Genomic DNA, 12,660 nt, shown 5'->3' on the forward strand with positions numbered 1-12,660 from the left:
CCCGCAGCGGTCACCCGGCAGATCGGGCGCAGGACACCACGGTCAGCGAGTCGGTGAGCCAGAACGACCGCTGCGGGGCTCCCCTACATCCTCACTGCGAGTCGGGGGCGGGGCGCACACGTGTCGCGGGCCGACTGCGGTTGTCCGGGCCGGTCCCTGGCCCCAGACTCGTTCCGTGGACGCCTCACTCGCTCGTGCCGGGATGGTCGACGCCCTGCGCGACGCCGGGAGGGTGTGCTCGGCCGCCGTCGAGGAGGCGTTCCGGGCCGTCCCGCGCCACCTGTTCCTGCCGGGGCTCGGCCTGGCGGAGGCCTACGCCGATGAAGCGGTGGCCGTGCAGTTCGCCGGGGGCGTGGCCACGAGCTCGGCATCCCAGCCGTCGATGGTGGCGATCATGCTCGAGCAGCTGGACGTGCGGCCCGGGCAGCGGGTGCTCGAGATCGGCGCCGGCACCGGGTACAACGCGGCGTTGCTGGCGCGGCTCGTCGGCCCGACCGGTGCCGTCACATCGGTGGACATCGACGAGGACCTGATCGACCGGGCGGCCGTGCACCTCGCCTCGGCCGGCGTCGACAGGGTGGAGCTCGTCGCAGGCGACGGAGCGCTCGGGCACGCGCCGGGAGCGCCGTACGACCGGATCGTGCTGACCGTCGGCAGCGATGACGTGCGACCGGAGTGGCTGGCACAGCTCGCGCCTGGAGGCCGGCTGCTCCTCCCGTTGGCCGTGCGCGGCAGCCAGCTCTCGACCGCGTTCGACCTCGGACCCGACGGGGTCCTGCGCAGCCACTCGGTGCGCAGCTGCGCCTTCATCCGGCTGCGCGGCGCTGCGGCGAGCCCGGACGCGAACACGTGCCTCGACGGGATCGGGGTCGCGCTGCAGGTGCCCGCGGACGGCCCGCAGCCGGACGCAGCAGCCGTGGCGGGCGCGCTCGCGGATCCGCGGGGGCACCGCGACTGCACCGTGCCGCTGGGCTCGGTGGACGTGTGGGACGGTTTCGGGCTGTGGCTGGCGTTGACCGAGCCCGGTGCGTGCAGGCTGCTGGCCGTGGAACCGCAGACCGCACTGCCCGACGACCTGCTCCCGCTCGGAGCCGGCAGCGGCACGGTGGGGCTGGTCGCGGCGCCCGGCGCGGTCCCCGGAGTGGCTGCGGTGGTGCTCGGGGGAGACGACCGGGCCCCGTTGCGGGTGCGCGCCTCGGGTCCGAGCGGGGACGCCCTCGCCGAGCGGCTGCTCGCCACGCTCGAGCGCTGGGGCGCCGTCGAGCGTCCCGGTGCGCCGGACTGGCGGTTCGTCGCAGTCCCCCGCGGCATCGATGTCGACCTGCCCGAGCGCGCGGCGGTGGTGGACAAGCGCCACTGCCGGCTGCTGGCCGACCTCCCGGGCCGCACGATCGTCTGACACACCGACTTCTGCGCTCTCACACCGACTGCAGTCGGTGCACGAGAGCAGAAGTCGGTGCACGAGAACGGAAGTCGGTGTGCGACGCGGAAGTCGGTGTGTGGGCGTCGCACACCGATTGTGGCGCTGGCGCACCGACTGCAGTCGGTGCGCCGGCGAAGATGTCGGTGTGCCGCTACTCGACTCAGGGTTGGAGACGCAGGAGCACCTTGCTGCTGCCGGGAGCGGCAGCGGCGCGCAGGGCCTCGGCTGCGTCGTCGAGGTCGAAACGGTGGGTGACGAGCGGGGCGACGTCGAGGCCGTCCTGCAGGGCGCGCAGCGCGTCGGAGATCTCCTCCACGAACCGGTACGAACCGACCCAGGTGATCTCCCGGGTCACCAGATCGCCCAGCTGAGCGGGCGCCGGGGTGCCGGGGAGGTTGCCGACCTGCACCAGCGTGCCGCCGCGCGCCGTGGCCCGCAGCACCGCGCCGAGCGCGGCGGGAGCGCCGGACGCCTCGACGACCAGCTCGACGTCGGACGGGAGCGACGCGCCGGCCCCGAGGTCGACGGTCTCGTCGGCGCCCATGGCGGTGGCCACGGCCAGTGATTGAGCCGAGAGGTCCGCGGCGATCACGCGCGCGGCGCCGCGGTGCTTCGCGGCGGCGACGACGAGCGCCCCGATCGGCCCGGTGCCGTTGACGAGCACGGTGCGCCCCCGCACGTCCCCCGACCGGTGCACGGCGTGCAGCGCCACCGCCAGCGGCTCGGCGAGGGCACCCTGCTCCGTGCCGACACCGTCGGGCAGCGGGCGGATCTGGTCCGCGGGCACCACCCGGTACTCGCTGAAGCCGCCGTCGGTGTGCGGATCGAAGGCGGCGGAGCCGAAGTAGCGCACCTGCGGGTGCAGGTTGGTGCGCCCGGCGATCCGGTCCGGCAGCTGCACGTCACCCACCAGCAGTGCGGGGTGGACGGTCGCCGCCGTGCCTTCGGGCAGCCCCGTGACACCGGCGCCGACCGCCGCCACGCGCCCGGCGACCTCGTGCCCGAGCACCAGGGGGTGGCGCAGCTGCGCCGTGCCGGACGCGCCGCGGGCCCAGTAGCCGAGGTCGGAACCGCAGATGCCGCCCCACTCCATCGCCAGCAGGACCTCGCCCGGGCCGGGCTCGGGATCCGGGAAGCGGTCGACCCGCACGTCGCCGGGACCGTGTACCACGACAGCTCTCATGCAGCGTCCTCCAGACGGACCAGGTCGCGACCCCGGGTCTCGGGGGACAGCACCGCGGCCACCAATGTGATCAACGAGTACGCCACGAGCATCGCGGCGATGGGCCACCAACTGCCCGTGACAGCGGTGAGCGTGGCCGCGAGGACCGGGCCGATCGCGGTGGTGAGGATCCCGCCGACCTCCTTGGCCAGCGCGAGCTGGGTGAACCGGGTGCGGGAGCCGAACAGCTCGGCCATCGTGACGCTCTCCATCGCGAACAGGCCGAGCACACCGATGTTGAGCGCCAGGACCATGCCGATCACGAGGGCGACGGTGCTCCCACTTGTGATCATCAGCAGCAGCGGGAAGGCGAGGACGGCGGTCAGCGCGCTGAACGCGACGTACACCGGGCGGCGGCCGAGGCGGTCGCCGAGCAGCCCGACCACGGGCACCGTGACGAAGCCGAGCACCGAGCCGTAGACGATCGCGTCGGTGGGGACGGAGCGGTCCACCAGCAGCGTCGTGGCCACGTAGCCGACGAGGAACGTCTGGACGAGGCCCGAGTTCCCGGCCTGACCCAGGCGCAGCCCGAGCGCCAGGAAGAACGCCCGGCCCTTGCGCTGGCGCAGGCCCGATTCCAGTACCCCTTCCCCGCGCTCCTCCGCGAGCTCGCTGCGCGACAGGGCGCGGCCGTCGACGACGTCGGTACGCTCCTCGAAGACCGGGCTCTCCTTGAGGCTCCGGCGCAGCCAGACCGCGAAGATCATGAGCGCGAAGCTGAGCAGGAACGGGAGTCGCCAGCCCCAGCTGAGCAGCTGCTCCTCGGTGAGGACGGCCAGCAGGATCGCCCAGATGCCGGACGCGGCGAGCGTGCCCGAGTTGGTCCCGAGCGACACGAGCGAGGAGATCAGCCCGCGGCGCTTCACCGGGGCGTACTCGGTGAGCATCACGGTGGCGCCCGCGATCTCCGCACCCGCGCCGAAGCCCTGCACCAGGCGCAGCACCACCAGCAGGATCGGGGCGAGGATGCCGATGGTCGCGTAGGTCGGCAGGACGCCGATCAGCGTGGTCGACGCCCCCATCAGCAGGATCGTCAGGTACAGCACTCGCTTGCGCCCGATCCGGTCGCCCATCCGGCCGAAGTAGACCGCGCCCGCGAGCCGCGCCACGTACCCGACTCCGTAGGTCGCCATCGCGGCGATCAGCCCGATCGCCGGGCTGACCTCGGGGAAGAAGAGCTGGTTGAAGACGATGGCGGCCGCCAACGAGTAGAGCTGGAAGTCCATGAATTCCATCGCCGTGCCGAGCCAACCGGACACGGCGGCCTTCGTCAGGTCCCGCGTCGTCCTGGTCGCCGGGCCGGCCGCCCCGGTGGTCGTGTCGTCGGTCATGGTGAGCTCCGTTGGTCTACCTGTCGAGCAGTACTGGTATACAAGCATCTGTCGGGCAGGTGCCGCAACCGCTACGCTGCTCGTGTGGCCCGTCCGACGTCCCGGAGCAACCGCCGCACCGTCTACGAGACGCTGCGGCGCGAGGTCCTCACCCTCGAGCTCCCTCCTGGCTCCGCGCTGTCGGAGAACGAGCTCGCGGCCCGGCTCGGCGTCAGCCGCACGCCCGTGCGCGAGAGCCTGATCCTGCTCGCCGAGGAAGGCCTGGTGCAGGTCTTCCCGCAGGTCGGATCGTTCGTCTCGCGGGTCGACCCGGCCCGCGTCGCCGACGCGCAGTTCCTCCGCGAGGCCGTCGAGCTCGCGTCGCTCGAGGACCTCCCCGCCCGGCCGGACCCCGACCTGGTCCGGGAGCTGCGGGAGAACCTCTCCGCTCAGCGGCGTCCCGGCCTGGACGTGGAGGAGTTCTTCGCCCTCGACGAGGCCTTCCACCACGCCCTGCTGCGCCTGTCCGGGCACGGCAACGCGTGGACCACCGTGGTGGCGGCCAAGGGGCACCTCGACAGGGCCCGCCGCCTCGGGCTGCAGGCCACCGCCCCGCCCGCCTTCACCGACCAGCACGTCGAGATCCTCGACGCCGTGCTGGCCGGTGGTGTGGCCGCGGCGCGGACGGCCATGCGCGCCCACCTGCGCGCCGTCTTCGACGACGTCGAGCAGATTCGCGCGCGCACGCCCGAGCTCTTCGCGAGCGGCCCGACCTCGGTGCCGGTGCGCCGCAACGTCGTGGTCTGGGAGTAGCAGACCTGCTGCTGCAGGAATTCCGGCCGGGCAGGGTCGGGTACGTGCTGGAGTGCCGGGGGCGCGACTCGCGGACATGGCACCCCAACTCGCGGGGGTGGGGGCGCGACTCGCGGGGGTGGGGGCCCGACACGCGGGGGGCCCGCGAGTCGGGGTTTGGGTGCAGGTGTGTCGCGGGGCGGGCGTCGCCTCAGGCGCCGCGCATCGGGACGAGGTCGTCGGCGTGCACGACCTCGCGGCGCTGCTCCGGTGCCAGGTCACGGCTGCGGCGGCCGATCAGGGACGGGAGCTCGGCCGCGTCGAAGGCGACGACCCCGCGGGCGACGACGGCGCCGTGCGGTCCGACCAGGTCGACGACGTCACCCGCGACGAACTCGCCCGAGACACCGTGGATCCCGGCCGCGAGCAGCGAGCGCCGGCGTTCGATCACCGCGGCGACCGCGCCCGCGTCCAGGTCGAGCGTGCCCCTCACGTCGGCGGCGTGGCGCAACCAGAACCGGCGCGCCGACATCCGGCGGCCCGAGGGCCGGAACGCGGTGCCGACCTTCGGGCCGGGCTCGGCCGCGTCCAGCGCGGACGAGACGTCCTCGGCCGCCGCGAGCAGCACCGGGATGCCCGCTGCGGCGGCCATCGCGGCCGCGGTGATCTTCGTGGCCATCCCACCGGTGCCCAGGGCGTCGGCCCGCGCCCGCGCCACCTGCACCGCTTCCAGGTCGGCGGGGGCTTCCACCTCGGGCAGCAGGTGGGAGGTGGGGAGCCGGGGGTCGCCGTCGTACAGGCCGTCGACGTCGGAGAGCAGCACCAGCCCGTCCGCCCCGATCAGGTGGGCCACGAGCGCGGCGAGCCGGTCGTTGTCCCCGACCCGGATCTCGTCGGTGGCCACGGTGTCGTTCTCGTTGACGACCGGCAGCACGCCGAGCCCGAGCAGCCGCTCCAGGGTGCGCTGCGCGTTGCGGTAGTGGGCGCGGCGGATCATGTCGTCGGCGGTGAGCAGCACCTGCCCGATCGGCAGCTCGTGACGGCCGAACGCCGCTGCGTAGGCCTGTGCAAGCTGCAGCTGCCCGACGGCCGCGGCCGCCTGCTGGGTGGCGAGGTCGCGGGGGCGGCGGGTGAGCCCGAGCGGGGCCAGCCCGGCCGCGATCGCGCCCGACGAGACGAGCACCACCTGGCTCCCCGCCGTGCGCCGGGCCGCGAGCGCGTCGACGAGGGCCTGCAGCCGCAGCGGGTCGAGACCACCGTTCAGGCTGGTGAGCGACGACGAGCCGACCTTGACGACGATCCGACGGGCCGCACCGAGCTGCGCGCGGGGGGTCATGCGTCCTCGGGATCCTCGGCGGACAGCTCCTCGTCGGAACGCGCGCGACGGCGCTCGGAGCGTGCGGCCTTGCGCTCCGCAGCGGCGGGCCGGGAGCTCTGCGGCTCGACCCTCCGGTCCGTGCCGCGGCCCGACATCATCACGGCCACGCCGGACGGTGTGCTCGGCTCCCAGTCGAAGGTGACGTCGCCGATCGTGACCGGGCAGCCCGGTTGCGCGCCCGCCGCGGCGAGGGCGTCCTCGACGCCGAGCCGGGCCAGCCGATCGGCGAGGTAGCCGACGGCCTCGTCGTTGTCGAACGAGGTCTGACGGATCCACCGCTCGGGACGGGCGCCGCGGACGATGAAGCCGTCCGGCTGCTCCGGGTCGGCCTCCACCCTGAAGCCCGCGTCGTCGACCGCCTGCGGACGCAGCACGATCCGGGTGGGCTCCGCCACCGGCTGGGCTTCCCGGTGCGCGCGCACCTGCTCGGCCATCGCGAACGCCAGCTCGCGCAGCCCGTTCCGGGACGCGGTGGAGATCGGCAGGACCGGCCAGCCGAAGCGCTCGGCCAGGTCGGCCGCGACGAGCTCGGCCATGTCCTTCGCATCGGGCACATCGATCTTGTTGAGCACGATCAGCCGCGGCCGGTCGGAGAGCTCGCCCCCGAGCGCCGGCGTGTAGCGGGCGAGCTCCTCCTCGAGCGCCTGCACGTCCGACACCGGGTCGCGGTCCGGCTCGAACGTCGCGCAGTCGACGACGTGCACCAGCACCGAGCAGCGTTCGATGTGCCGGAGGAAGTCGAGCCCGAGCCCGCGGCCCTCGGACGCGCCCGGGATCAGCCCCGGCACGTCGGCGACGGTGAACACGTCCTCGCCGGTGGTGACCACCCCGAGCTGCGGGACGAGCGTCGTGAACGGATAGTCCGCGATCTTGGGCCGCGCCGCGGACAGGGCCGCCACGAGCGACGACTTGCCTGCCGACGGGAACCCGACGAGCCCGACGTCGGCCATCGAGCGCAGCTCGAGCACCAGGTCGGCGCTCTCACCGGGCTCCCCGAGCAGCGCGAACCCGGGCGCCTTGCGGGCCGCCGACGCCAGCGCGGCGTTGCCGAGCCCGCCACGGCCACCTTCAGCAGCGATGAACCGGGTGCCCACCCCGACCAGGTCGGCGATGATCGCACCCTGTGCGTCGAACACGACGGTGCCGTCCGGGACGCGCAGCTCCATGTCCTCGGCGTTGGCGCCGGCCCGGAACCCGCCCTGCCCCTGCTTGCCGCTGCGGGCCATGGCGTGCGGGCGGTGGTGGAAGTCGAGCAGCGTGTGCACGCCCGGGTCGACGACCAGCACGATCGATCCGCCACGCCCACCGTTGCCGCCGTCGGGCCCACCGAGCGGCTTGAACTTCTCGCGGTGCACCGAGGCGCAGCCGTTGCCGCCCGCGCCCGCCGTGGCGTGTACCACCACGCGGTCTACGAACTTCGACATCGACTCTCCTCACACGACAACGGCGGGCCACCCCTCGGGCGGCCCGCCGTTGTCCGGTTCTGCGGGGTGGGTGCAGGCCTCAGACCTGCGCCGGCACCACGTTGATGACCTTGCGGCCCTTTGCGTAGCCGAACTCGACCGAGCCCTCGACCAGCGCGAACAGCGTGTCGTCGCCGCCCCGGCCGACGCCGAGACCCGGGTGGAACTTCGTGCCGCGCTGGCGGATGAGGATCTCACCCGCGTTGACGGCCTGGCCGCCGAAGCGCTTCACGCCGAGACGCTGTGCGTTGGAGTCGCGCCCGTTGCGCGAGCTGGACGCACCCTTCTTGTGAGCCATGGTGTCGCCCTCCTACTTCGCGATGCCGGTGACCTGGACCTTGGTCAGGGGCTGACGGTGCCCCTGGCGCTTGTGGTACCCGGTCTTGTTCTTGAACTTGTGGATCCGGATCTTCGGGCCCTTGGTGTGCTCCACCACCGTGGCGGTGACGGACGCGGACGCGAGCGCCCCGGCGTCGGCGGTGACGTCGTCACCGTCCACCAGGAGCACGGCCGGAAGGCTCACCTCGGCGCCGGGTTCACCGTTGATCTTCTCAACGGTGACCACGTCGTCGACGGCCACCTTGTACTGCTTACCGCCGGTCTTGACGATCGCGTACATCGACGCACTGCTCCTGAAGCTCGGGGGACATAGCACAAGAGGACCCTGTGCGGGCCGCGACTGCTCGGAGCGCGGCGCAGGTTTCCCAGAATACCGGACGGGTGGACAGGTGGGTCATGCCGGGTCGCTCCCGCCCTCGGCGACGGGCGGGCCCGCCGGTCGAGACGCCGCGCGGCGGGTGCGGCGAGGCCGCGCAGCGGGAGCGGGCTCGGGCTGCGGCGGCGCGGTCACCGGCACCGCGGGCTCCGCCGCGGCCGGCACCGTCGGCGGTGTCGCCGACGATGCCTCGGACGGCGCTGCCGCCGTCGGCTCGGGCGTGCTCGCGACGGTGACCACGGCCGCAACCGGGGTGTCTCCCACCGTGGCGGTGGGAGAACCGGCCGTGCGCGTGACCCGGCCGCGACGCCGTCCGCGGGCCCGGCCGTTCTGCTCGCCGTCCGCGTCCTGCCTCGGCTCGGCCACGCCGTTCTCGGTGCCGCTCTCGGTGCCGCCGCTCGTCGCGACGGCCTCCTCCGCGGCGGCCATGTCCGCAGCAGCCTTGTCCGCAGCGGCCTTGTCCGCAGCAGCCTTCTCGGCCGCAGCCTTCTCGGCCGCAGCCTTCTCGGCCGCAGCCTTCTCGGCCGCAGCCTTCTCCGTGGCATCCGGCTCGGGACGCGAGTGCGCTGCCGCCACGGAGCGCTCGACGACGACCTCCTCGACCGCGTCGGCCGCCACGTCGGCAGGTCCGTCCGCGGGCGAGGTCTCGACCGCGGAAGGTCCGGCGGGCCGCCGCGCGCTGCGGCGCACGCGGCGCCCGCTCGGGGTCTTCGGCTCGGCCGGGGTTTCCGCGACCGGAGCCGGCGGCGCCGGGGTCTCCCCCGTGGCGTCGAGCGCCGCCGGGGTCACGACCGGAGCGGGCGCGCCCACGTCGACCGCGGCGTCGGCTCCCGACGTCTCCGCGCTGCGGCCGTTGCGGCCCGAGGCGCTGCCGGACGGTGCGGGGGTTGCCGCCCCGTTCCCGTCGGCGACGGGTTCGGCCTTGCGCACGTCGTGGCCGTTGCGGTCCTCCCCGTCCCGGCGGCCGCGACCCCGCGAACGGCGTCCCTCCCGTTCCGAACGGTCGTTGCGGGCCGCAGTCTGACCGCTGCCCACCTCCGGCTCGGTGGTGACGACGACACCGCGCCCGCGGCAGTGCTCGCACGGCGTGGAGAAGTGCTCCAGCAGCCCGCCGCCCACGCGCTTGCGGGTCATCTGGACCAGGCCGAGGGAGGTCACTTCGGCCACCTGGTGGCGGGTGCGGTCCCGGGCGAGGCACTCGGTGAGCCTGCGCAGCACGAGATCGCGGTTGGCCTCGAGCACCATGTCGATGAAGTCGATGACGATGATGCCGCCGATGTCGCGCAGCCGCAGCTGGCGCACGATCTCCTCGGCCGCCTCGAGGTTGTTGCGGGTGACGGTCTCCTCGAGGTTGCCGCCGGAGCCGGTGAACTTGCCGGTGTTGACGTCGACGACGGTCATCGCCTCGGTGCGGTCGATCACCAGCGTGCCGCCGGAGGGCAGCCAGACCTTGCGGTCGAGCGCCTTGAGCAGCTGGTCGTCGATGCGGTGCTCGGCGAACACGTCGGTGATGCCGACGTGGCGGTGCAGCCGGTCGCCGAGCTCCGGCGCGACGTGCCCCACGTAGTTGGACAGGGTCTCCCACGCCTCGTCGCCCTCGACGACGAGGCGGGAGAAGTCCTCGTTGAACTGGTCCCGCACGACCTTGATGAGCAGGTCGGGCTCCTCGTAGAGCAGGGTGGGCGCCTTGGGCTTGCTCGGCCCCGTGGCCTCGGCCTTGCCCTTGACGACCTCCCACTGGGCCTGCAGCCGGCGCACGTCGCGCTCCAGCGCCTCGTGGCTCACGCCCTCCGACGCCGTGCGGATGATCACCCCCGCCTCGCTCGGGACGATCTCCTTGAGCATGTCCTTGAGCCGCTTGCGCTCCACGTCGGGCAGCTTGCGGCTGATCCCGGCCGCGCCGCCGCTGGGCACGTAGACGAGGAAGCGCCCGGCCAGGCTGATCTGCGTGGTGAGCCGGGCACCCTTGTGCCCGATCGGGTCCTTCGTGACCTGCACGAGCACGCTGTCGCCGCTGGACAGGGCCTGCTCGATGCGTCGCTGCTTGCCCCCGAGCCCGGCGGCCTCCCAGTCGACCTCGCCCGCGTACAGCACCGCGTTGCGGCCCCGGCCGATGTCGACGAACGCGGCCTCCATGCTCGGCAGCACGTTCTGGACACGGCCGAGGTAGATGTTGCCCACCATCGAGCCGCCGTCCCGACCGGCGACGAAGTGCTCCACCAGGACGTCGTCCTCGAGCACCGCGATCTCGACGCGGTCACCGCGCTCGCGCACGACCATGGAGCGGTCGACGGACTCGCGGCGGGCCAGGAACTCGGCCTCGGACAGGATCGGCACGCGTCGCCGGCCCGCATCGCGTCCGTCGCGGCGGCGCTGGCGCTTGGCCTCGAGCCGGGTGGAGCCGCGGACGCTCTGGACGCCGTCGCCCTCGTCGTCGCGCTGCTCCCGCGGCTCGCGCGGGGCGCGGACCTTGGTGACCGTGTTCGGCGGGTCCACCTCGTCGCTCGTGTCACCGTCGTCGCCCGAGCCACGACGGCGGCGCCTGCGACGGCGCCTGCGCGACCCGCCCGACTCGCCGTCGGAGCGGCCCGACTCGTCCGACTCGTCCGACTCGGAGCCGTCGTCGGTGTCGTCGTCCTCGCCGGACGTGGTGTCGCGGGCGCGGCCCTCGCCGTCCTCGCCGGTGGACTCGTCGCTGTCCTCGTCGCCGGTCGACTCGTCGCCGTTCTCCTCGTCGCCGTTCTCCTCGTCGGCGCCGTCGGCACCGCGACCGCGGCCGCGACCCCGGCGACCCCGGCGCCTGCGCCTGCGGCCGGAGGCATCGTCGTCGTCGTCACCCTCGTCGGTGGCAGGCGCGGCGGGAGCGGCTTCCGCGGTGTCGACGGCGGGGGCGGGGGCGGGCTCGCTCTCGCCGGCCTGCTCCGCGGGCTCGACGGCCTTCTTGCGCGAGCGGCGGGTGGGCGCCTGGAACAGCGGGGCGGGCGGCGCGAACACCGGCGCCAGCGCGGCGGCGGGGGCTCCCTGCTCGGCAGCCCGCTCGTCCGCGGCGGGCGCGGGAGCGGTGGCGGGGTCGCTGCCCTCGCCGGCGGCCTGCTCGGTGAAGGCCGGATCAGGGGATGCCTGCTCAGGAGGCGCCGTGAGCGCGGCGGCCACCTGCTCGGCGACCTTCCGCTCGACGCTGGACTGGGCGCTGCGCACCTCGACGCCCAGGGTGGCCAGCGCCGCGAGCACCTCGCGGCTGGTACGTGCGAGCCTCTTGGCGAGCGCGTGCACCCGCATCCTCTCCGGCAGATCGTCCAGGGCGGGTACGGCGGCAGGCCCGCCGGGGCTTCCGGCGGGCAAATCGTTATTCGACATCCAGCTCCTCCGCCCCCGGGCGCCTCTGGTGGAGGCGGCCGCGCAGGGGCACGTGCAGTTCTCTCCTCGCGCGGTGCGCGACGAGCAATCCTCGGGTCTCGCTCCACCCCAGGGGGGCGGTCCTCCTCGGCGACGCGCCGGGCCCCGATCCGCCTGCCTCAGCCCTGGGCGGTGACCCGGGCGGAGCCGAGCGGATCGGCCAGTTCGTCTCGATGGTCGAGCAATCCTTGGGCCGTCCGTGTCGCCCTTGCGGGCGCCGGAAGCCTGAGGCCTGCGACAACATCGAGCGCACCCAACACGTCGTCGGGTCGAACGGCGGGTGTCGTCTGCCGCACGACCGCCGTCATTATCGCACAGACTCCCGCCCGATCGGGGGGCGCGACCGCCGTGCCACCCGTCGGGGAGGTCTCCTCGGACGCACGATCCCGCACGTCGATGCGCACGAGCGCGGCCCGCACATCGATCTGGCGACGGCCCGACGGTGTGACGCGTTCGACGACGACGCTCTCCTGCGCGAGCAGCGCCGCCACCGCCTCGGCCAGCGTGGACTGCTCGACGCCGGGCAGTTCCAGCACCCAGCGGCCCGCGTCGATCCGCTCCGCCAGCGCGGGGGGCTCGGCAACGGCGGCCGCGAGCACGTCGAGCCCGTCCGGCAACGCGGCGTCCAGCGCGGTGACGAGTGCGGCGGGGTCGACCGGGCGTGTCAGCCCCATCTCCACGTACTCGGCCTCGCTCGCCGTGCCGGTGGGCGCCGCCCCGACCCACGAGAGCCGCGGGTGCGGGCTGAAGCCGTGCGAGTGCGCCACCGGCAGGCCGGCGCGACGGACGGCCCGCTCGAAGCTGCGGGCGACGTCGCGGTGGGACAGGAAGCGCAGCCGACCCCGCTTCGCGAACCGGAGCCGGATGCGCTGCACGGTGGGCGGAGCGGGGTTTGCAGCCTCCCCCGGACGGACACGGGCCATGCGCGGGAGTCTAGGAGGCACCGCGGGAGCTGGCCGCT

10 protein-coding genes are annotated in these 12,660 nt (G+C 74.0%); 2 read left to right on the forward strand and 8 right to left on the reverse strand.

Going from position 1 to position 12,660, the window contains the following annotated elements:
- The first annotated feature begins 175 nt into the window (after nt 1-175).
- A complete protein-coding gene (gene fxlM / locus CFP66_RS25870) occupies nt 176-1,399 on the forward strand; it encodes a methyltransferase, FxLD system (RefSeq protein WP_233159721.1) in 1,224 nt (407 codons plus the stop codon).
- Nucleotides 1,400-1,583: 184 nt separating this feature from the next.
- On the opposite strand, the gene CFP66_RS25875 is transcribed toward fxlM, so the two are convergent.
- Nucleotides 1,584-2,606 (reverse strand): L-idonate 5-dehydrogenase, encoded by a 1,023-nt coding sequence (locus CFP66_RS25875; RefSeq protein ID WP_094927782.1) that lies wholly within the window; start codon nt 2,604-2,606, stop codon nt 1,584-1,586.
- A complete protein-coding gene (locus CFP66_RS25880; protein ID WP_094927783.1) occupies nt 2,603-3,976 on the reverse strand; it encodes an MFS transporter in 1,374 nt (457 codons plus the stop codon). Before CFP66_RS25880 ends, CFP66_RS25875 begins: the two co-directional genes overlap by 4 nt.
- Before the next feature lie 84 nt (nt 3,977-4,060).
- On the opposite strand from CFP66_RS25880, the gene CFP66_RS25885 reads away from it, so the two are divergent.
- Nucleotides 4,061-4,768, forward strand: a complete 708-nt coding sequence (locus CFP66_RS25885) for a GntR family transcriptional regulator (RefSeq protein WP_094927784.1) — start codon at nt 4,061-4,063, stop codon at nt 4,766-4,768.
- Between the two features lie 190 nt (nt 4,769-4,958).
- On the opposite strand, the gene proB is transcribed toward CFP66_RS25885, so the two are convergent.
- The 6 genes from proB to CFP66_RS25915 form a co-directional block, all read right to left on the reverse strand.
- Complete coding sequence (gene proB / locus CFP66_RS25890; protein WP_094927785.1) at nt 4,959-6,083, reverse strand: glutamate 5-kinase; 1,125 nt, start codon at nt 6,081-6,083, stop codon at nt 4,959-4,961.
- Complete coding sequence (gene obgE, locus CFP66_RS25895; protein WP_094927786.1) at nt 6,080-7,549, reverse strand: GTPase ObgE; 1,470 nt, start codon at nt 7,547-7,549, stop codon at nt 6,080-6,082. The genes proB and obgE overlap by 4 nt, the downstream gene beginning before the upstream one ends.
- Before the next feature lie 79 nt (nt 7,550-7,628).
- Nucleotides 7,629-7,886 carry a 50S ribosomal protein L27 gene (gene rpmA / locus CFP66_RS25900; protein WP_094927787.1) on the reverse strand — a complete coding sequence of 86 codons (258 nt, stop codon included), beginning with the start codon at nt 7,884-7,886 and terminating at the stop codon, nt 7,629-7,631.
- 12 nt (nt 7,887-7,898) lie between these two features.
- The gene (gene rplU, locus CFP66_RS25905; RefSeq protein ID WP_094927788.1) at nt 7,899-8,207 is read right to left on the reverse strand and encodes a 50S ribosomal protein L21; all 309 of its coding nucleotides are present in this window, start codon (nt 8,205-8,207) and stop codon (nt 7,899-7,901) included.
- Nucleotides 8,208-8,321: 114 nt separating this feature from the next.
- The gene (locus CFP66_RS25910; protein ID WP_094927789.1) at nt 8,322-11,660 is read right to left on the reverse strand and encodes a translation initiation factor IF-2 N-terminal domain-containing protein; all 3,339 of its coding nucleotides are present in this window, start codon (nt 11,658-11,660) and stop codon (nt 8,322-8,324) included.
- Nucleotides 11,661-11,818: 158 nt separating this feature from the next.
- Nucleotides 11,819-12,622 (reverse strand): TIGR03936 family radical SAM-associated protein, encoded by an 804-nt coding sequence (locus tag CFP66_RS25915; protein ID WP_198961673.1) that lies wholly within the window; start codon nt 12,620-12,622, stop codon nt 11,819-11,821.
- Nucleotides 12,623-12,660: the final 38 nt, after the last annotated feature.

Origin of the sequence: Pseudonocardia sp. MH-G8 (assembly GCF_002262885.1) — a bacterium.
Classification (GTDB): Bacteria; Actinomycetota; Actinomycetes; order Mycobacteriales; family Pseudonocardiaceae; genus Pseudonocardia.

What these genes read in the sequence shown, in the direction of transcription:
- CFP66_RS25875 (WP_094927782.1), bottom strand. Translation starts at nt 2,606, where the DNA reads ATGAGAGCTGTCGTGGTACACGGTCCCGGCGACGTGCGGGTCGACCGC.
- CFP66_RS25880 (WP_094927783.1), bottom strand. Translation starts at nt 3,976, where the DNA reads ATGACCGACGACACGACCACCGGGGCGGCCGGCCCGGCGACCAGGACG.
- proB (WP_094927785.1), bottom strand. Translation starts at nt 6,083, where the DNA reads ATGACCCCCCGCGCGCAGCTCGGTGCGGCCCGTCGGATCGTCGTCAAG.
- obgE (WP_094927786.1), bottom strand. Translation starts at nt 7,549, where the DNA reads ATGTCGAAGTTCGTAGACCGCGTGGTGGTACACGCCACGGCGGGCGCG.
- rpmA (WP_094927787.1), bottom strand. Translation starts at nt 7,886, where the DNA reads ATGGCTCACAAGAAGGGTGCGTCCAGCTCGCGCAACGGGCGCGACTCC.
- rplU (WP_094927788.1), bottom strand. Translation starts at nt 8,207, where the DNA reads ATGTACGCGATCGTCAAGACCGGCGGTAAGCAGTACAAGGTGGCCGTC.
- CFP66_RS25910 (WP_094927789.1), bottom strand. Translation starts at nt 11,660, where the DNA reads ATGTCGAATAACGATTTGCCCGCCGGAAGCCCCGGCGGGCCTGCCGCC.
- CFP66_RS25915 (WP_198961673.1), bottom strand. Translation starts at nt 12,622, where the DNA reads ATGGCCCGTGTCCGTCCGGGGGAGGCTGCAAACCCCGCTCCGCCCACC.